Annotated in this window: 18 protein-coding genes; 10 read left to right on the top strand and 8 right to left on the bottom strand. The window is 75.8% G+C overall.

Features of this window, described 5'->3' with window-relative positions; translation table 11 throughout:
• Positions 1 to 117: 117 nt before the first annotated feature.
• Entirely contained in the window at positions 118 to 2,604 is a 2,487-nt protein-coding gene (locus tag OO48_RS17450; RefSeq protein WP_081952190.1) for a SpoIIE family protein phosphatase, read from the bottom strand.
• A gap of 118 nt (positions 2,605 to 2,722) precedes the next feature.
• Between OO48_RS17450 and OO48_RS17445 the strand changes: the two genes are divergently transcribed.
• Positions 2,723 to 3,772, top strand: a complete 1,050-nt coding sequence (locus OO48_RS17445) for a polysaccharide deacetylase family protein (protein ID WP_081952189.1) — start codon at positions 2,723 to 2,725, stop codon at positions 3,770 to 3,772.
• A 25-nt stretch (positions 3,773 to 3,797) separates the two neighbouring features.
• Here the strand turns inward: OO48_RS17445 and OO48_RS17440 are convergent, their stop codons facing one another.
• Positions 3,798 to 4,880, bottom strand: a complete 1,083-nt coding sequence (locus OO48_RS17440) for a mechanosensitive ion channel family protein (RefSeq protein ID WP_033217198.1) — start codon at positions 4,878 to 4,880, stop codon at positions 3,798 to 3,800.
• A 213-nt stretch (positions 4,881 to 5,093) separates the two neighbouring features.
• Between OO48_RS17440 and OO48_RS17435 the strand changes: the two genes are divergently transcribed.
• The 3 genes from OO48_RS17435 (at position 5,094) to OO48_RS17425 (ending at position 6,959) form a co-directional block, all read left to right on the top strand.
• Positions 5,094 to 6,104 (top strand): YihY/virulence factor BrkB family protein, encoded by a 1,011-nt coding sequence (locus OO48_RS17435; protein ID WP_051732241.1) that lies wholly within the window; start codon positions 5,094 to 5,096, stop codon positions 6,102 to 6,104.
• Between the two features lie 100 nt (positions 6,105 to 6,204).
• A complete protein-coding gene (locus OO48_RS17430; RefSeq protein WP_033217196.1) occupies positions 6,205 to 6,558 on the top strand; it encodes an avidin-fold protein in 354 nt (117 codons plus the stop codon).
• Positions 6,559 to 6,602: 44 nt separating this feature from the next.
• The gene (locus OO48_RS17425) at positions 6,603 to 6,959 is read left to right on the top strand and encodes an immunity 51 family protein (RefSeq protein WP_051732240.1); all 357 of its coding nucleotides are present in this window, start codon (positions 6,603 to 6,605) and stop codon (positions 6,957 to 6,959) included.
• A 123-nt stretch (positions 6,960 to 7,082) separates the two neighbouring features.
• Here the strand turns inward: OO48_RS17425 and OO48_RS17420 are convergent, their stop codons facing one another.
• From OO48_RS17420 to OO48_RS17410, 3 genes are all read right to left on the bottom strand, one after another.
• The gene (locus tag OO48_RS17420; protein WP_051732239.1) at positions 7,083 to 7,868 is read right to left on the bottom strand and encodes a LysM peptidoglycan-binding domain-containing protein; all 786 of its coding nucleotides are present in this window, start codon (positions 7,866 to 7,868) and stop codon (positions 7,083 to 7,085) included.
• Positions 7,869 to 8,368: 500 nt separating this feature from the next.
• A complete protein-coding gene (gene map, locus OO48_RS17415) occupies positions 8,369 to 9,136 on the bottom strand; it encodes a type I methionyl aminopeptidase (RefSeq protein WP_033217194.1) in 768 nt (255 codons plus the stop codon).
• 132 nt (positions 9,137 to 9,268) lie between these two features.
• Positions 9,269 to 9,838: a TetR/AcrR family transcriptional regulator gene (locus OO48_RS17410; RefSeq protein ID WP_033217193.1), complete on the bottom strand. Its 570-nt coding sequence runs from the start codon at positions 9,836 to 9,838 to the stop codon at positions 9,269 to 9,271.
• A gap of 112 nt (positions 9,839 to 9,950) precedes the next feature.
• Between OO48_RS17410 and OO48_RS17405 the strand changes: the two genes are divergently transcribed.
• A complete protein-coding gene (locus OO48_RS17405) occupies positions 9,951 to 10,415 on the top strand; it encodes a nuclear transport factor 2 family protein (protein ID WP_033217191.1) in 465 nt (154 codons plus the stop codon).
• Positions 10,416 to 10,461: 46 nt separating this feature from the next.
• Positions 10,462 to 10,719, top strand: a complete 258-nt coding sequence (locus OO48_RS17400; RefSeq protein WP_033217189.1) for a helix-turn-helix domain-containing protein — start codon at positions 10,462 to 10,464, stop codon at positions 10,717 to 10,719.
• 24 nt (positions 10,720 to 10,743) lie between these two features.
• Here the strand turns inward: OO48_RS17400 and OO48_RS17395 are convergent, their stop codons facing one another.
• Both OO48_RS17395 and OO48_RS17390 read right to left on the bottom strand, forming a co-directional pair.
• A complete protein-coding gene (locus OO48_RS17395) occupies positions 10,744 to 11,400 on the bottom strand; it encodes a class I SAM-dependent methyltransferase (protein WP_033217187.1) in 657 nt (218 codons plus the stop codon).
• 55 nt (positions 11,401 to 11,455) lie between these two features.
• Positions 11,456 to 11,740, bottom strand: a complete 285-nt coding sequence (locus OO48_RS17390; protein WP_033217185.1) for a hypothetical protein — start codon at positions 11,738 to 11,740, stop codon at positions 11,456 to 11,458.
• A 198-nt stretch (positions 11,741 to 11,938) separates the two neighbouring features.
• On the opposite strand from OO48_RS17390, the gene OO48_RS17385 reads away from it, so the two are divergent.
• The 3 genes from OO48_RS17385 (at position 11,939) to OO48_RS17375 (ending at position 16,226) form a co-directional block, all read left to right on the top strand.
• The gene (locus tag OO48_RS17385; protein WP_033217183.1) at positions 11,939 to 13,195 is read left to right on the top strand and encodes an SLC13 family permease; all 1,257 of its coding nucleotides are present in this window, start codon (positions 11,939 to 11,941) and stop codon (positions 13,193 to 13,195) included.
• Positions 13,196 to 13,609: 414 nt separating this feature from the next.
• Positions 13,610 to 14,332, top strand: a complete 723-nt coding sequence (locus tag OO48_RS17380) for an aggregation-promoting factor C-terminal-like domain-containing protein (RefSeq protein WP_033217180.1) — start codon at positions 13,610 to 13,612, stop codon at positions 14,330 to 14,332.
• 247 nt (positions 14,333 to 14,579) lie between these two features.
• Positions 14,580 to 16,226: a sigma-70 family RNA polymerase sigma factor gene (locus tag OO48_RS17375; protein WP_033217174.1), complete on the top strand. Its 1,647-nt coding sequence runs from the start codon at positions 14,580 to 14,582 to the stop codon at positions 16,224 to 16,226.
• Between the two features lie 65 nt (positions 16,227 to 16,291).
• Here OO48_RS17375 and OO48_RS17370 read toward each other — a convergent pair whose 3' ends face one another.
• Positions 16,292 to 16,711 (bottom strand): STAS domain-containing protein, encoded by a 420-nt coding sequence (locus tag OO48_RS17370; protein ID WP_157845475.1) that lies wholly within the window; start codon positions 16,709 to 16,711, stop codon positions 16,292 to 16,294.
• 313 nt (positions 16,712 to 17,024) lie between these two features.
• Here OO48_RS17370 and OO48_RS17365 point away from each other — a divergent pair, with 313 nt between their 5' ends.
• Positions 17,025 to 17,813, top strand: a complete 789-nt coding sequence (locus OO48_RS17365; RefSeq protein ID WP_033217172.1) for a VOC family protein — start codon at positions 17,025 to 17,027, stop codon at positions 17,811 to 17,813.
• The last annotated feature ends 31 nt before the right edge of the window (positions 17,814 to 17,844 follow it).

Raw genomic sequence — 17,844 nt, 5'->3', positions numbered from 1 at the left:
TCCCGCAGCCGCGCCACCAACAGCGCCACGTCGTCCGCCCGGCGGTCATCACGCCTCGCCAAGCCCTCCGCCCACCCCCCCCGCCTTCTCACCCTCTCCTCGCCGCCGCCGGAACCCCTACCCCTCCCCCTCCTCCCGCAGCCGCGCCACCAACAGCGCCACGTCGTCCGCCCGGCGGTCATCACGCCTCGCCAAGCCGAGGAGGAGGTCGGCGAGCGGTTCCAGCTCCGTGGTGGCGGCGTGGGCGAGGGTGGCGCGGAGGCGGTCGATGCCCTCGGCGAGGGTGGCGGTGGCGGTTTCGACCAGGCCGTCGGTGTAGAGGACGAGGGTGGCCCCCGGCGGCAGCCGGATCTCGGTGGCGGGGAAGTCGAGGCCGCGTTCGATGCCGAGCAGCGGGCCGCCGTCGAGGTCGAGCACGGTGGTGCGCCCGCCGGGCTCGCGCAGCAGTGGCGGGAGGTGTCCGGCCCGGACGGCGCGCAGGGTGCGGGTCTCGGGGTGCAGGCGCAGCAGGCAGCAGGAGGCGAGCAGTCCGGCGTCGAGGTCGAGGAGCAGGTGGTTGGTGCGCCGGGCGACGGTCTCGACGGGTTCGCCCCCGCTGACGAACGCCCTCACCGCGCTGCGGAGTTGGCCCATGAGTGCGGCGGCTTTGACGCTGTGCCCCTCGACGTCGCCGATGATCAGGACGACGCCGCCGTCGGGGGTGGGCAGGACGTCGTACCAGTCGCCGCCGATCTCCATGCCGCGGGTGCCGGGCAGGTAGCGGGCGGCGGTGTCGAGGCCGGGGACGGTGGGGAGCAGGTGCGGGAGGAGGGCCTGTTGGAGGCCGCGGGCGACGGCGGATTCGGCGTCGTAGAGGCGGGCGCGTTCGAGGGCCTGGGCGATCAGGCCGCCGAGCGCGGTGAGCACGGAGCGGTCCTCGGCGGTGAAGACCCGGGGGCGGTCGAAGCCGAGGATGAGGCTGCCGACGGGGTGGCCGGAGGCGATCAGCGGGAGGAACGCCCAGGCGCCCATCTCGTCGCGGGGGATGCCGGGGTAGGCGGCGGAGAGTTCGTGCGCGGTCTCGAAGAAGACGGGGGCGCCGGTGGTGAACACCTCGGTGCCGGGGAGCCGGGCGCGGATCGGGGTGCCTTCGAAGGGGTCGAGGAAGCCGGCGGGGTAGCCGGTCTCGGTGACCAGGTGCATGCGTCCGGAGCGGGCGAGGTAGAGGGCGAGCTCCTGGCCGCCGAAGCCGGGCAGGATCTGGTCGGTGACGGCGTCGGCGACTTCGCGGACGGTGACCGCCTCGGTGAGCGCCGAGGCGAGTTGCAGCAGGTGGTAGACGCCGCCGAGGGACGCGGGGGTGGGGGGCGGGGCCTCGGGGAGGGCGTTGTCCTCGCTGGGGGCGGCGGGCACGATCCGGCCGGTGAGGCCCTGCGCGTCGGGGTAGAGCGAGAAGGCCAGCCAGTGGTGGGGCGGGCGGCGGGCGAGGAAGGCGGTGGGCCGCTGGGAGAGCATCGCGGAGCGGTAGCGGTCCTCGTAGGCGGGGTCGCCGAGCCAGGGCAGCGCGTCCCAGGGGCGGCGGCCGAGCAGGTCGGCACGGGTGGCGTGGAGCAGCGCCTCGGCGCTGCGGTTGACGTAGCCGACCCGGCCGTCGGGGTCGAGCGCGAAGACGCCGTCGCGCAGGCGTTCCACGGCGGCGGTGGCGGCCGCGGCGGCGGTGGTGTCGAGCACGGCGACGAGCAACCGGGCGGGGTCGGCGACGGGCTGTCCGTACAGGTCGAGCTGCCGGGTGCCGCCGCCGGCCTCGCGCAGCCGGACGCGGTGGGTGAACGGGCGGTGCTGCCGGGCGGCGCGCCGGGCGGTCTCGCGCAGCAGGGCGACGTCCTCGGGGGCGATGCGGTCCAGCAGGGTGGCGCCGCGGCCGTCGAACGGGCCGGTGCCGAGGATCTCGCGCAGCCGTTCGTCGACGGTGATCCGGCCTTCGGCGAGGTCCCACTCGAGGAAGCCGACCCGGACGCCGTCCCCGCCGGGCGCCGGTAGCGGCACCACGACGGGCGGCCCCTCGCCGCCGATCCGGTCGCCGTACGGGAGCAGGTCGGCGGCGAGCCGGTGGCCCGCGGTGCGCAGGTGGCGGCGGATGGCGGCGGGCGGGGGCCCGCCCCCGGCGGGCCAGAGGACGGCGAGCACGCCGAAGGTGCGGCCGTCGGCGGTGACGGGGGCGGTGGCGGAGGCGTAGGCGTACGGGAGTCCGACGGCCAGGCGGGGGTAGCGGCGCATGGTGTCGCCGGCGTCGGCGAGCACGATGGTGCGCCCGCCCCGGTAGGAGTCGGCGACCGGCAGGGGGGCGGCGACGGCGATCCGCCGGAACGGTTCGAGCAGGCCGAGCGGGATGCCGACGACCGCGGCGACGACCAGGGAGCGGCCGTCGGCGGACCGCAGGTAGAGCACGCCGCCGTACGCGGCGGTGGCGCGGACGGCGCGCAGCAGGCCGTCGGCGAGCAGCGGGTCGACGGCGGCGTCCCGGCGCGGGCGGGCGCCACCGGCCGGGGGGTCGGTGCGCGCCGCCCGGTCGGGGCCGGTGTGGGGTGGCGGGCCGGTGGGGTCCGCCGGGGCGCCCGGGCACATGTTCTTCTCTGTACGCCGCCGGTGGGGGCGCGTCAAACGGGGGACGGCGCAGGTCCGTCCGGGTGACATGCGACGGCGCGTCGGTACGACAAGTGTGACAAGGGGATCGTCTGCCGGTATGCCGATCCGCACCACCGCGCCCCGCACCACCGCACCCCGCACCACCGCGTCCGCCCGTCCGAAGCGCCCCCGCCGCCGGAACCTGGCCGCCCTCACCGTGCTCGCCACCCTCGCGGTCGGCTGCTCCGCCCAGGACCCCGCCCCCGGCGCCGCCCGCAGCTCCGCGCCCGCCGCCCCGCCCGCCGATGCCCAAGCGGCCCCCGCCGACGCCCAGGCGGCCCCCGCCGTCCAGGCCGCCCGGGCCGCGCTCGCCGCGATGCCCGCCGCCCGCCCGCAGGCCGCCGCCGGACAGGAGCTGAACGGCCGCCGCTCCGCCGCCGAGCACGCCCTCGCGCTGGAGCAGGCCCTCGCCGCCGCCCGCCACTGGGGCCTGGCCGCGCTCCCGCTGCGCGCCCCCGCCCCGCCCGCCGTCAAGCCCGCGCTGGCCGACGGCCCCGGCGTCAAGCTCGCGCCCGGCCTGCCGCCGGTGGTCTACCGCGTCCCGACCACCGACAAGGTGATCTTCCTGACCGTGGACGACGGCGCCGAGAAGGACCCGCAGTTCGCCGCGATGGCCACCGAGCTGAACGTCCCGATGACGGTCTTCCTCTCCGACTACCTGGCCCGCTCCGACTACGGCTACTTCCGCGCCCTGCAGGCCCACGGCGTCGGCATCGACAACCACACCCTCACCCACCCCGACCTGCGCCGCCTGGGCCCCGACGCCCTCCGGCGCGAGATCTGCGGCCAGCAGGACCGCCTCCAGCAGGAGACCGGCACCCGCCCCCGGCTGTTCCGGCCCCCGTACGGCGAGTACACCGAGGCCGCGCTGCGCACCGCCGCGTCCTGCGGCGTGACCGCCTTCCCGCTGTGGAACGAGGAGGCCTTCCCCGACCACCTGGAGTGGCGCTACGCCGACCAGAGGTTCCACCCCGGCGACATCGTCCTCACCCACTTCCGCGCCCCCTCCGCCGACTGGAAGGGCACCATGGCGGACATGCTGCGCCGGGTGGTGGACGCCGCCACCGCCCAGGGCTTCGCGATCGCGCGCCTGGAGGACTACCTCTGACCCGCCGGGCCGTCCGTCTCCCCCGTCAGGCCCTCGACCGCTTCTCCTGCTCCCACCGCTTCCGCTCCGGCCGTTCGGGCCGCTGTTCCCGCTCCCCCGGCGCGGAGGCCACCGCGACCCGGGGCAGCGCGTGCGGGTGGTGCTCGCGCAGGAACGACACCAGGTGCTCACGCAGGTCGCAGCGGAGTTCGAAGGCGTCGCTCGCGTTGGCGGCGGTGGCCAGGGCGCGCACCACCAGGGTGCTGGGGGTGGTGTCGACGACCTGGAGGGCGCTGCCCTCGCCGTCCCAGCGCGGGTTCTTGGCCAGGTAGGCGTCGAACTCGGCGCGCAGCAGGTCGACCGGCGTGCTGTGGTCGAGGTGCAGCAGCGCGGTGCCGGTGATCCGGTCGGAGCGGCGCGACCAGTTCTCGAACGGGCGGCCGGCGAAGTACGACATCGGCATCACGATCCGCCGCTGGTCCCAGGTGGCGATCACCACCGCGGTCAGGGTGATCTCCTCGACGGTGCCCCACTCGCCGCCGACCACCACCACGTCGCCGATCCGGGCCAGGTCGCCGAAGGCCATCTGGATGCCCGCGAACAGGTTGGACAGCGCGCTCTGCGCGGCGATGCCCGCGACCACGCCGACCAGACCCGCCGAGGCCAGCAGGCTGGTGCCGACCACCCGCACCGCGGGGAAGGTCATCAGCATCCCGGCCAGCGCCAGCACCGCGATCGCCGCCTGGAGGATGCGCCCGAGCAGCCCCGCCTGGGTGCGGGCCCGCCCGGCCCAGGCGGCGTCCCGGCGCCGCACCGCGAGCCGCACCGCCCCGTCCAGCAGCAGCGCGGCGGCCCGGGCCGTCAGCCAGCCGCACGCCCCGATGGTGGCCAGCACCAGCAGGTGGCCGACCCCGCCGGGCGCCCGCACCCACGGCATCGCGGCCAGCAGCAGCCCGCAGCCGGCCACCGCGAGGATCGGCCGGCGACAGCCGCGCAGCACCGCCGGGACCGTCCCCGCCCGGGCGGACAGCCGGCGGGTCACCGCCACCACCACCCGGTCCACCGCGTACAGCACCACGCCCACCGCCGCGCCGACCGCCACCAGCCGCACCGCGCTCCACCACCACACCTGCCCTGCCTCCTGACGCGTCCGGCTCCGGGTTCCCCGGCCGCCTTTCCGGCGCCCGCGCGTTCACACCCGACGGGCGGGCATACGCACGGTGCCGTGCGTCACGCGGTACGCCACGCGAAGGAGCCCGCCCGTGAACCCCGCCGACCCCCTCCTGCGCGCACCCCGCCCCCACCTGGCCGCATGCCGCCCCACCCGCCCGGAGCGCACCCCGTGAACCCCGTCGAACGCTTCCTGCGCGCCGTCGACCGCACCCAGCAACAGCGCCGGCCGCTGGCCGTCGTGGTCGGGGTGGTCAAGAAGTACGGGGACGACCGGGGCGGGCTGCTGGCCGCGCTGATCACCTACTACGGCTTCGTCTCGCTGATCCCGCTGCTGCTCCTGCTCTCCACCGCGCTCGGTTTCGTCCTGCACGGGCACCCGGAGGCGCAGCAGGCCGTGGTCGACTCGGCGCTGGCCGACTTCCCGATCATCGGCGACCAGCTGCGCGGGAACGTGCACTCGGTGCAGGGCAGCGGACTGGCGCTGGTGATCGGCGTGGCGGGCCTGCTGTACGGCGCGCTGGGCATCGCGCAGGTGCTGCAGCACGCGATGGCCGAGGTGTGGAACGTCCCCGGGGTGCGGCGCCCCGGCTACTGGCCCCGGCTGGGGCGCAGCCTGGCGCTGTTCGCGGCGCTGGGCACCGGCCTGCTGCTGTCCACGGCCGCGGCGGCGCTGGTGGGGACGGCGCTGGGCGGTCCGGCCGCCCGGATCGGCGGGCTGCTGCTGTCCGCCGTCGTCAACACCCTGCTGTTCCTGGCCTGTCTGCGGATCCTCACCCCGAAGGAGGTCCCGGCCCGGTCCCTGCTGCCCGGCAGTCTGCTGGCGGGCCCGCTGTTCACCGTCCTGCAGGCGTTCGGCGCCGCGCTGGTGGCCCACCAGTTGCGGCACGCCACCGCCGTCTACGGTTTCTTCGCGACCGTGATCGGCCTGCTCTCCTGGCTCTACCTGGCCGCCCAGATCACCGTGTACGCGGCCGAGACGAACACCGTCCTGGCCCGTCGGCTGTGGCCCCGCTCCCTGCTCCAGCCCCCGCTGACCGGCCCGGACGAGCAGGTGCTGGAGGACATCGCCCGCCAGGAGGAGCGCCGCCCCGAGCAGCGCGTCGACGTCGACTTCGACCAGCCCGCGGCAGGAGACCCCCCGGAGGAGGACGAGCCCCCGAAGGGGAAGCGGCCCGGCTAGGCGGGGCGCGCGCTGTCCACGATGCGGATGTCCCGGTGGACACCGGGCCCGGCGTGGTCGACTGGGCGGCACACCCGTCCACGGCCCGAGGAGCCCCGTCATGCTGCCCGCACTGCCCTCGCTCGACGGGCTGGAGTTCGCACCGGTGTCCCGCCCCGAAGAGGGCGAGGTCGGCCCGGCCACCCGGTTCGCCTACCGGGAGGAGGACGGCCGGGTCTGGGCCGACTACCGGGGCGGCGAGGTGGTGCACGGGCACCTGGTCGGCACCCGCACCGGCGACACCGTCGACTTCCGCTACGTGCAGCTCAACCGGGCCGGGGAGACCGCTTCGGGCCGCTGCACCAGCGTGCTGACCCGGCTCGCCGACGGCCGGCTGCGCCTGGAGGAGACCTGGCACTGGGAGTCCCGCCCCGGCTCGGGCACCAGCGCCGTCGAGGAGGTCCTGCCGTACTGACCGGCGGGGCCGCGTTGTCGGCGGCCGCCGGTAGCGTCCGCGCCATGACCGATCGTGAGACCTTCGCCCCGCTGGTGTTCATCGAGTACGACCACAAGCCGGGTTCGTACGGCCTGCTGCTGACGGACGACAAGATGGCCGGGGTGGACGAGGTGTTCGAGGCGGCGGGCCGGCAGAACGGCGGCTACGGCTGGGAGGCGGTGGCCCGCTCCGCCGTCCGCTCCCGGGCGCCGCGGCTGGAGGGCCGCTTCCGGTACGACCCGGAGGCCGGCATGTTCGTCGCCCACGGGGAGGACGCGGCGGCGCTGCGCGAGCTGGGCGCGCTGCTCTCGGGCGCGTTCCACGACCGCCCGGCGCTGCGCGAGTTGATCGAGGCCGCCGAGCCCGACTGGTTCGACTGACCGTCCCCGCGCGTGCGGGAACGCCGACGGCCACCCCTCCCGACATGAGGGGTGGCCGTCGGCGTCGTGCGTGCGGTCCGGTCTGCCGGAGCCCGATCAGGCGGATCAGGCGGATCAGGCGGATCAGACGTTCAGGACCTGGCCCGGGTAGATGACGTCGGCGGAGCCGCCGATGGTCTGGGCGTTGGCGCTGTACAGCGCGTCCACGGTGGTGCCGTTGGCGGCCGCGATGGCGCCCAGGGTGTCACCGGACTTGACGGTGTAGCTGCCGCCACCGGTGTGGGAGCCCTTCTTCCAGGACTGGTGGCCCTGGTGGGAGGACGTGCCGCTGTCGGCGGTGTTGGTGGAGGCCGGGTCGGAGTCGGTGGTGGCCGACTTCGCGGACTTGGTGCCGGTGGTGCCGGCGGTGCCCGCGTCGGTGCTCGCCGAGGCGGAGCTGTTCGAGCTGGTGGTGCTGGTGCTCGCGGGGGTGGAGGTGTCGACCTGCGCGGCGGCGCCGCCCTTGGTCAGACCCGCCTGCACGGAGCACACCGGCCAGGCGCCCGGGCCCTGGTCGGCCAGGACCTTCTCGGCGATCTCGATCTGCTGCGCCTTGGTGGCCTGGTTGGCCTGCGGGGCGTAGGCGGTGCCGCCGTACGCGGCCCAGGTGGAGGAGGTGAACTGCAGGCCACCGTAGAAGCCGTTGCCGGTGTTGATCGACCAGTCGCCGGTCGACTCGCACTGGGCGACCTTGTCCCAGGTGGACACGTCCGCGGCCGAGGCCGAGGTCGCCGTCACGAGGCCGGCCACCGGGAGGACGGCCACCGCGCTGCCGGCGACGATGGCGGCCCGGACGCGGTTGCGCCTCCGGTTGCCCTTCTCGGCGGTGGTGGCGGTCTGGGTGGCGGCAGTCTCGTTACGGAAGATCATGCGATTCCTTTCGGATGCCCCGGGCAGGCAAGGCGGAACCAGGGGCCCGGAAGGGCCTGCGGTCTCTCGCGCTTGTGGATCGGACGGTGCGGTCGAGGTCCGACCTGCTCTCCGTCGCGGTCACCCTGCCCGTCGGGCGGCTGGTCCGCCGCACCGGGGCGTTGGTTTCGGGTGATCCCGGGTAGTGCGCCCTGCACTGGTTACGAAGCTACGGGTGGTTCCGCAGAACTCCAAGCATTCGAAGGTTTACGCAGGTCAGAGCCTGGTTACCGCCAGTACAGCACCTCCTGCGGGGCGGTCGGACCGCGATTTTCCGGGCCCGGCCGTCGGCGGCTGTGACCGGGCTCACCGGTTCCGACCGCCCCGGGCCGGGGAACCGCACACCCTCCGTGGCCCTGCGCTGACGGCGCGCCGACTGTCCAGCGATCCGCCTATGGGACGGGCCACAGCCGCCACTCGCCGTCCACCCCACCGTCACCGTGCGTGGACGAACCGCCGCTTCAGGACAGCGCGGTGAGCACCCGCGGCCCGTCCTCGGTGATCGCCACCGTGTGCTCGGAGTGCGCCCCGCGCGAGCCGTCCGCCGAGCGCAGCGTCCAGCCGTCCGCGTCCACCCGCAGCTTCGCCGAGCCGGTGCACCACCACGGCTCCAGGGCCAGGGTCAGCCCGGGCTTCAGCTCCAGGCCCCGTCCGGGCCGTCCGACGTTCGGCACGTGCGGGTCCTCGTGCATGGTGCGACCCAGGCCGTGCCCGCCGAAGTCGGTGTTGATCCGGTAGCCGGCGCCCTGGCCGACCGCGGCGATCGCCGCCGAGAGGTCGCCGATCCGGTTGCCGGGCACCGCGGCCGCGATCGCCGCGTCCAGCGCGACGCGGGTCGACTCGGCCAGCCGGACGTCCTGCTCGTCCGGGGTGCCGACGATGACGGTGACCGCCGAGTCGGCCACCCAGCCGTCGATCGACACCGCGAAGTCCAGGCTCAGCACGTCCCCGTCGCGCAGCACGTAGGGGTGCGGCTGCCCGTGCAGCACCGCGTCGTTCACCGACAGGCAGATCACGTTCCGGAACGGCCCACGCCCGAACGACGGCGCGTAGTCCCAGTAGCAGGACTCGGCCCCCCGGTCCGCGACCAGCTTCCTGGCCCGCAGTTCCAGGTCCATCACGTCCCGCCCGACTTCGGCGAGCCCCGACAGCTCGGCCAGCACCCCGGCGACGAACCGCCCGGTGACGGCCATCTTCTCGATCGCCTGCGGAGTCTTCAGCTCGATCACGACACAGCTCCCTGCACGGCGGCCTCCGGGCCGCCCGGTCGAAAGGACCACCGGTATTTGAATACCGGCAGCGGACGGCGACACGCTAGCAGGCCCCCGGTATTCAAATACCGCACCCCCGACCGCGGCCGCTCAGCGGGCGGCGTCGAGCAGGGCCGCCACGGCGGCGCGGGCCTGGCGGGCCGGGGCGGGGTCGGCGGTGAGGGCGGAGGTGACGATGGCGCCCTCGGCCAGGAGGGGGACGGGGGACGGGTCGGGGAGGCCGGCCGCGCGGGACCAGGCGGCGAGCTGGGCGTGGAAGGCCGCCTTGTGGGCGCGGACCTCGGCGAGGACGGCCGGGGAGGACGGGCCCAGCTCGGCGAAGGCGTTGATCCAGGCGCAGCCGCGGTAGCCGGGTTCGGCGAACCAGCGGCCCAGCCAGTCGAAGGCGGCCAGCAGCCGGGCGCGCGGCTCGGTCTCGGCCTCGGCGGCGGCGGCCAGCTCGCCCCGCCAGCGCCGGTCGCGGCGGCGCAGCACGGCCACCACCAGGTCGTCCTTGGCCGGGTGCAGGCGGTAGATCCGCTTGAGCGGCAGCCCGGAGGCGGCCCGCACCTCGTCCATGCCGACGGCGCGCACGCCCTTCTCGTAGAACAGCGCCTCGGCGGCGTCGAGCAGCGCCTCGGCGTCCTGGCGGGCCTGCTCGTCGGTGAGCGGGGCGGGCATCGGCGGCTCCGGTCCGGTGGTCCTTGACGTGGAGAACGGTCGTTCCCTAGCGTAGACCGCGCCCGCCTGGAGAACGATCGTTCTCCACTCCGCCGGACCGCTGGAGCCCACCGTGCCCGAGGACCGCCCGCCCCACCCCCCGTTCACCCGCGCCACCGCGCTCGCCAAGGTCCAGGCCGCCGAGGACGCCTGGAACACCCGCGACCCCGAGCGCGTCGCCCTCGCCTACACGCCCGACACCCGCTGGCGCAACCGGGACGTCTTCCTCACCGGCCGCGCCGAGGTCGTCGCCTTCCTCACCGCCAAGTGGCGGCGCGAGCACGAGTACGCCCTGCGCAAGGACCTCTGGGCCTTCGCGGACGACCGGATCGCCGTCCGCTTCCAGTACGAGTGGCACGACGCGGACGGCCGGTGGTGGCGCAGCCACGGCAACGAACTGTGGGAGTTCGACGCGCACGGCCTGATGCGCCGCCGCGAGGCCAGCATCGACGACGTCCGGATCGACGCCGCCGACCGGCGCATCCACGGCCCCCGCCCGGAGTCGGAGCGCGGCGGCCCGGAACAGCCGCTGCGCTGAGCCGGGGCACTTGGGCGGGGGCCGGACGGTTCAGTAGCGTGTCCGCATGGTGCGAGTCCCCCTGACCCCCGAGCAGATCGAGGCCGGCCGCCGCCTGGGTGCGCTGTTGCGCGAGACCCGGGCCGGCCGCGACCCCGCCGCCGTCGCGCACCGGGCCGGGATCTCCCCCGAGACGCTCCGCAAGATCGAGATGGGCCGCCTCCCCAGCCCCGGCTTCGGCACCGTCGTCGGCCTCTGCGCCGCGCTCGACCTCCCGCTCGACACGGCGGCCCACGTCTGGCTCGGCGAGACCGCGGGAGCGTGATCGGGGCCCCCGGGACAAGCACGCCTAGAGGCGGGCCAGGACCGCGTAGCGCTCGTCGTGGACCGGGCCGCCCCAGAGGGCGGTCTCGGACTCGAGGGGGTGCAGGCGCAGGTCGCGGACCAGGGGGCGGAGGGCGGCGGTGAGGGTGGCGGCGGGGACGCCGCCGGCCCAGGGGAGGTGCTCGGCGCCGGGGGCGTAGGGCTCGACCGGGGCGTCGGCCTCGCCCCAGCGGCCCTCGACCAGCAGCAGGCGGCCGCCGGGGCGCAGGCGGGCGGTCCATTCGCGCAGCGCGGCGGGCGGGTCGGGCAGCGTCCAGACCAGGTGGCGGGAGAGGACGACGTCGTAGTGGGCGGCGCCGGTCGGGGGGCGGCTCGCGTCGCCGACCAGGAAGTGCCCCTCCAGCCCGGCGGCGGCGAGCTTCTCCCGGGCGCGGTCGATCATCGCGGGGGCGAGGTCGACGCCCGTCACCCGGTGCCCGGCCTCGGCGAGGAGCAGCGAGAGCGAGCCGGTGCCGCAGCCGACGTCGAGGACGTCGAGCCCGTCCCCGGGCAGCCACTGCGCGAGGCGGCGCTGCCAGGCCAGCCGGGTGGCGCGGTCGCGCAGACCGTGGTCGGGCTCCCGGTCGAACGCGGGGGCGGCGTCGTTCCAGTAGGTGGCGATGGGGTCGAGCGGCGTGTTCATCCGCCCACGTTCGCACCTGCCGCCGACAGTGCGGGGAGGACGGTCCGACGGGGCCTCAGCCGGCCGTGCCGCGGCGGCGGTGGGCGGCGCGGACGGCGCGGACGGAGCGGTGGGAGAGCAGGGAGAGGACGGAGTCGGCGGACAGCGCGGAGGCGGTGCTGCGCCAGGAGCCGAAGGAGAGGACGGACAGCGCGGAGCCGACCGAGCCGACGGACAGGAACGAGCCGACGGAGCCGATCGAGAGGAAGGACCCGACCGAACCGATGGACAGGAAGGACCCGACCGAACCGATCGAGAACCCGTTCGCGGCCGCGCCGCCCGGGCGGTCGGACTTCTCCATGGTGACTCCAAGCGGTGGGGTGCCGGGGTGCCGTGCGCGTTCCAGCTTCCCGGCGCGCCGCGGCCCGCGCAAAGCGGCCGGTCGACGGGGGTGCCGAGGGGGTCCCGTCCCCGGGTGGCTGCTTGGATGGGACGTTTGCGGGCAGTGGCCGTCCGGTGATCGTCCGGCGGCCGGGGTGCGGTGGAAGGAGCGGGTTCGGTGAGTGGGGTGTCCGCGGAGGTGCTGTCGCTGGTGCTGTTGGCGGCGGTGCTGGTGTGCGCGGTGCGGCGGCCGTTCGGGTGGCCGGAGGCGGTGGTGGCGGTGCCGGCGGCGGGGCTGCTGGTGGCGGTGGGCGCGGTGTCGCCGGGCGCGGCGTGGGCGGAGGTCGGACGGCTGGCGCCGGTGGTCGGGTTCCTGGCGGCGGTGCTGGTGCTGGCTCAGCTGTGCGACGACGAGGGGCTGTTCGAGGCGTGCGGCCGCTGGATGGCGGGGGCGTCGGGCGGGCGGCCGGTGCGGTTGCTGAGGCAGGTGTTCGTGGTGGCGGCGGTGGTGACGGCGGTGCTGAGCCTGGACGCGACGGTGGTGCTGCTGACGCCGGTGGTGCTGTCGACGGCCGGGGCGCTGGGGGTGCGGCCCCGGCCGCACGTGTACGCGTGCGGGCACCTGGCGAACACGGCCTCGCTGCTGCTGCCGGTCTCGAACTTGACGAACCTGCTGGCGTTCGCGGCCAGCGGTCTGGGGTTCGGCCGGTTCACGGCGCTGATGGCGCTGCCGTGGCTGGTGGCGGTGGGGGTGGAGTACCTGCTGCTGCGGCGCTGGTTCGGGGCGGAGCTGGCGGTGCCGGCCGAGCACCCGGTGCCGGCGGGCGGGGTGCGGCTGCCGAAGTTCGCGCTGTTCACGGTGGCGGGGACGCTGGCGGGTTTCGCGCTGGCCTCGGTGCTGGGCCTGTCCCCGGCGTGGGCCGCGGCGGCGGGTGCGCTGGTGCTGGCGGTGCGGGCGCTGGCGGGCGGGCGCACTACGCCGCGGCGGATCGTGTCGGCGGCGGCGGTGCCGTTCCTGGCCTTCGTGCTGGCGCTGGGCGTGGTGGTGGAGGCGGTGGTGGACAACGGCCTGGCCGGGCGCCTGGCGGCGCTGGTGCCGGCGGGCGACGGGCTGCCGGTGCTGTTCGCGCTGGCGGGGCTGGCGGCGGTGCTGTCGAACCTGGTCAACAACCTGCCGGCGACGCTGCTGCTGGTGCCGCTGGCGGCCCCGTCCGGCCCGGGGCCGGTGCTGGCGGTGCTGCTGGGGGTCAACATCGGGCCGAACCTGACGTACGCGGGGTCGCTGGCGACCCTGCTGTGGCGCCGGATCACCCGGGAGCGGGCGGTGGACGACGGCGGGGTGCGGACCTTCACCGCGCTGGGGGCGCTGACCGTCCCGGCGACGCTGACCGCGGCCGTGCTCGCGCTGTGGGTCTCGCTGCGCCTGTTCCCGTGACCGGCACGGGAGTTCGGGGCCGGGAGCCGGGAGCCGGGCCGCGGACCCGGAGCCTCCTCCTCCCCCTCCCGAGCTGACGGGGCGTCACGGACCGCCCACCGTGCGTCCCGAAGGTCCCGCTTCTGTGAGATGTGCCACGGCGCAGGCGATTGCGTGGACGCACCCGGGTGCGGCAGGGTGAATCGGCGTCAGGCCCCGCGTACGGCCCTGCACACGTCCACGGGCCCCGGTCGGGGTCGGAGGGGCGACCGGCACCACCGCAGAGCCGTGCGCCGCTCGGTCCTGCCGCCGTCCGGACGTCCGGGGGGCGGCCGAGCCAGCGCCTCCCCGTGACCGGTGTTCGACGGAGGCCAGCGACCGGGGTGGATATCCGCTCGGACGGTCACGCGCCGGGTGACTCCGGAAGGAAAGCATGTGACGCGGATCTCGGTCCGGAGCGTCGCTGTCGTCTCCGCCACCGCGGTGACCGCCGTCGGTGCCGTGGTGGGCGCGGCGGCCGGCAGCGAGGGCAAGGGCGCCGTCCAGACGGTCGACGTCGCGAGCGCCACGCTGCTCGCGGACGCCCCCACCGGCGCGCAGGCCCAGAACGTCAGCGACGGCATCGTCCGCCAGGCCGACGCCCAGCAGGTCTCCGCCGACACCGCCGCGAGGAAGGCCGCCGAGGAGGCCGCCCGGCAGAAGGCCGCGGCGGACGCCCAGGCCAAGGCCGACGCGGACAAGGCCACCAAGGCCGCCGAGGACAAGGCGGCGGCGGACAAGGCCGCGGCGGACAAGGCGGCCGAGACCAAGGCCGCCAAGCAGCAGGCGAACCAGGCCGCCGCGCAGAGCCCGCTGGCCGCCGTCCCGTCCGGGTCGGTCCAGGAAATCGCCCGCCAGATCATCGGCGACGACGCCCAGTTCCAGTGCTTCAGCCAGATCGTCACCCGGGAGAGCGGCTGGAACTACACCGCCACCAACGCCTCCTCCGGCGCCTACGGCCTGGTCCAGGCGCTGCCCGGCTCCAAGATGGCCACCGCCGGCGCGGACTGGCGCACCAACCCCGCCACCCAGATCAAGTGGGGCCTGAACTACATGAACAGCCGCTACGGCAGCCCGTGCGGCGCCTGGTCGTTCTGGCAGTCCCACCACTGGTACTGACGGGCGCCGAAGGCGTTCCCGGCCCGCGCGTCCGACTCCGGACGCGCGGGCTTCGTCGTCACCGGGGCGGGCTCACTATGCTTCGCCCCTGCCGGGAGGTCCGGCCCGCACCCCGGCGGCCCGCACCGTGGCGGTCCGCGTCGCGGTGGTCCGAATTCTCGTCGTCCGCTTCTCGTTATCCGCGGGCGGCCGGTGGATCTCCGAGGGTGTGAGGGCAGGACGCGAGAACACGAGGACGGACCGGGCAGTGGACAGTGGGCGGGCGGCGGCGCTGGTCGGGCGGGCGCAGCGCGGGGACCGGCAGGCGGTGGCGGAGCTGGTCGGCGGGCACCTGCCGCTGGTGTACAACGTGGTGGGCCGGGCCCTCTCGGGCCACCCGGACACCGACGACGTGGTGCAGGAGACGATGCTGCGGGCCGTGGACGGCCTGGGGGCGCTGCGCGATCCGGCGGGGTTCCGCAGCTGGCTGGTGGCGATCGCGCTGAACCAGGTGCGGCGGCGGTTCCGGGACGCGGGCGCGGGCGCGGTGGACGCGCTGCCCGACCCGGCGGCGGTGGCCGATCCGGCGGCGGACTTCGTGGGCCTGACGATCGTCCGGCTGGGCCTGTCGGAGCAGCGCCGCGAGGTCGCGGAGGCGACGCGCTGGCTGGACGGCACGGACCGCGAGCTGCTGTCGCTGTGGTGGCTGGAGGCGGCGGGCGAGCTGTCCCGGGCCGAGCTGGCGGCGGCGCTGGAGGTGTCGCCGCAGCACGCGGCGGTGCGGGTGCAGCGGATGAAGGGGCAGTTGCAGGCGGCCCGGGTGGTGGTCCGGGCGCTGGCCGCGGTGCCGGGCTGTCCGTGGCTGGCGGAGCTGACGGCGGGCTGGAACGGCGTGCCCGGCCCGCTGTGGCGCAAGCGGATCGGGCGGCATGTGCGGGAGTGCGCGGTGTGCGAGCAGCAGCGCCGCGGCCTGGTCCCGGCGGAGGGGCTGCTGGCGGGGCTGGCGATGGTGCCGCTGCCGGACGGTCTGCGGCTGGACGCCGCCGGGTACCCGGACGCCCCGCCGCCCGGCGGCGCCGGGCGGGCCGCGCACCGGCGGGGGTCCGCCGGGGGCGGTGGTTCGCACCGGGCGGCGGCCTCCCGGCACGGCCGGCGGCGGGCGCGGCGGCGCGGGCCCCGTCCGGCGCTGCTGGGCGGCGGGGTGGTGGCCGCGGTGGCGGTGGTGGCGGGGCTGCTGGTGGCGGCCGGCGGGTCGGACGCGCCGCCCGCGGTGGACGCGGCCGAGCCGGCGCCGGCGTCCGCGGCGGCGCTGGTGGAGCCGACGGAGGGCGGCGCGCCCGCCCCCGCCGCGTCCCCCGCCGTCTCCTCGGCCGCCGCCCTCCCGTCCCCTTCGCCGTCCCCCTCGCCGTCCGCGTCCGCCGGCGGGTCGCCCTCGCCGACGGTGCGGGAGGCGAGCGCGCCGGCCGCCCCCGCGGTCCCGTCGGCGCCGTCGTCGTCCGCCCCGGCCGCCTCCGCGGCGGCGAAGCGTTCGGCGGACCAGGCGCAGCAGGTGCTGGAGCTGGTCAACGCGGAGCGCGCGAAGGCGGGGTGCGGGCCGGTGACGGCGGACGCGAAGCTGGCGACGGCGGCGCTGCGGCACTCCGAGGACATGGCGGCGCGGAACTTCTTCGACCACACCAACCCGGACGGCGCCGGTCCGCAGCAGCGGATCGACGCCGTCGGGTACGCGTGGAGCGGCTGGGGTGAGAACATCGCGCGCGGTCAGAAGGACGCGGCCGCGGTGATGGACAGTTGGATGAACAGCCCGGGTCACCGGGCGAACATCCTGAACTGCAAGTTCACCGAGCTCGGGGTGGGGGTCCACCTGGGCGCCGGTGGGCCTTGGTGGACGCAGGACTTCGGTACGCCGCGCTGACGCCGTCGCCGCCGACGGTGCCGTCCGCCCGGGGTTGCTCCGCCCGCCGCTCTCCGCCCGCGCGGTCAGTCGGTGGTGGCGTGGGTCCCTTCGCGGGGGCGGGGGACGGCGTCGGCGGCCTCCGCGGTCAGTACGGGCTCGCGCAGGTCGGCGAGCGCCTCGTCCACCGAGTCGTGGACGTCGAAGATCCGCTCGATCCCGAACAGCTGGAGGATCTTGCGGGTGTGGACGTCGGGTCCTGGCAGGACCAGTCGCAGCTGTCCGTCGCGGGAGGACAGCATGCGACGGGTGGCCACCAGGACGGCGAAGCCCGTGGAGTCGCAGAAGTCGACCCGGCTGATGTCGACCACCATCCGCAGGCAGCCGTCGGTGACCAGTCGCTGGAGGCGTTCCCGGAGGGCGGCGACTCCGCTGATGTCCACCTCGCCGGCCACCTGGACCACTGTCCAGCCGTATCGCTCCCCGTAGCTCACGCTCAGTGCCACTCTGTTGCCTTTCTCCGGGATCGCTGGGGTATGCGGGCCCCTGCCCGTTTACTCCGGCGGCAACCCTGTTCCAGGTGACGATTTAGCGGCTGGGCGGAGGAATTTCCGCGAAATGTCATGGCAGTGATCCGTTCGACGGCCGAATTCGCTGCCCGGGCCGACGATCTGCACAGGATTTACTCCGGTTGGCGGTACCGCCGGCCGCCCCTTCCTCTCGGCTTCCCCTCGGTCTCCCTCGGTCCGGTCCGCCGGAACGCGGGCGGCGCGAGCGGGTGCCAGGCTGGGAGGGAGTGCCCGGACAAGGGAGGACGCCGTGATCACCACCGATTTCGTGCCCGGCTCGCCGTGCTGGCTGGATCTGGGCGCGCCCGACGTCGCCGCCGCGTCCGCGTTCTACGGCCCGGTGCTGGGCTGGGAGTTCGAGCACCCGGAGGGCGCGGAGGACTTCCTGCTGGCCACCGCCGACGGCCGGGTCGCGGGCGGCATCGGCCCGCTCACCGAGCGCGGCGCCCGCTCGGCCTGGATGGTCCACTTCTTCACCCCGGACGTCCACGAGACGGCCGCCTCCGTCCTGCGCGCGGGCGGCACCGTCCGGGTCGAGCCCCGCGACGTGGCCGGCTGGGCCTCGCTGGCCCAGTTCACCGATCCGCAGGGCGGCCGGTTCGCGGTCTGGACGCCGGGGAGGGCGGGCGGCCTGGCCGCCGTCGACGGCCCCGGCGGCCTGTGCTGGACGGAGCTGTACACCACCGACGCGGCCGGCGCGCTCGCCTTCTACGAGACGGTGTTCGGCTGGTGGCACCAGGACACCCCGATGCCGGGCGGCTCCGGCACGTACACCATCGTCACCCCCGCCGGGCAGCCCCCCGAGCGGATGCACGGCGGCGTCCTCCAGGTCGGCCCGGCCGAACTCACCCTCTCCCGGGGCACCCCCGCCTGGCACCCGGTCTTCGCCGTCCTCGACTGCGACGCGGCGGCCGCCACCGTCGGCGCCCGGGGCGGCCTGGTCGTCATGGGCCCGGAGACCGCCCCGGGCATCGGGCGGATGGCCGTCTGCACCGACCCGTCCGGCGCGGACTTCGTCCTGATGACGCCCGGCCCTTGACCGGGCCCGGCCGTCTCGACGGCCCCCGCGG

Source organism: Kitasatospora phosalacinea (assembly GCF_000716545.1).
GTDB lineage: Bacteria > Actinomycetota > Actinomycetes > Streptomycetales > Streptomycetaceae > Kitasatospora > Kitasatospora phosalacinea.
Note: the sequence above shows the minus strand (reverse complement) of the source record. Positions and strands in the feature narration are given on the sequence as shown.

Excerpts from the sequence above, each read along its gene's own strand:
- OO48_RS17390 (WP_033217185.1), bottom strand. The coding sequence starts at position 11,740 with ATGGAGAAGTCCGACCGCCCGGGCGGCGCGGCCGCGAACGGGTTCTCG.
- OO48_RS17395 (WP_033217187.1), bottom strand. The coding sequence starts at position 11,400 with ATGAACACGCCGCTCGACCCCATCGCCACCTACTGGAACGACGCCGCC.
- OO48_RS17450 (WP_081952190.1), bottom strand. The coding sequence starts at position 2,604 with ATGTGCCCGGGCGCCCCGGCGGACCCCACCGGCCCGCCACCCCACACC.
- OO48_RS17400 (WP_033217189.1), top strand. The coding sequence starts at position 10,462 with ATGGTGCGAGTCCCCCTGACCCCCGAGCAGATCGAGGCCGGCCGCCGC.
- OO48_RS17445 (WP_081952189.1), top strand. The coding sequence starts at position 2,723 with ATGCCGATCCGCACCACCGCGCCCCGCACCACCGCACCCCGCACCACC.
- OO48_RS17430 (WP_033217196.1), top strand. The coding sequence starts at position 6,205 with ATGCTGCCCGCACTGCCCTCGCTCGACGGGCTGGAGTTCGCACCGGTG.
- OO48_RS17420 (WP_051732239.1), bottom strand. The coding sequence starts at position 7,868 with ATGATCTTCCGTAACGAGACTGCCGCCACCCAGACCGCCACCACCGCC.
- OO48_RS17425 (WP_051732240.1), top strand. The coding sequence starts at position 6,603 with ATGACCGATCGTGAGACCTTCGCCCCGCTGGTGTTCATCGAGTACGAC.
- OO48_RS17410 (WP_033217193.1), bottom strand. The coding sequence starts at position 9,838 with ATGCCCGCCCCGCTCACCGACGAGCAGGCCCGCCAGGACGCCGAGGCG.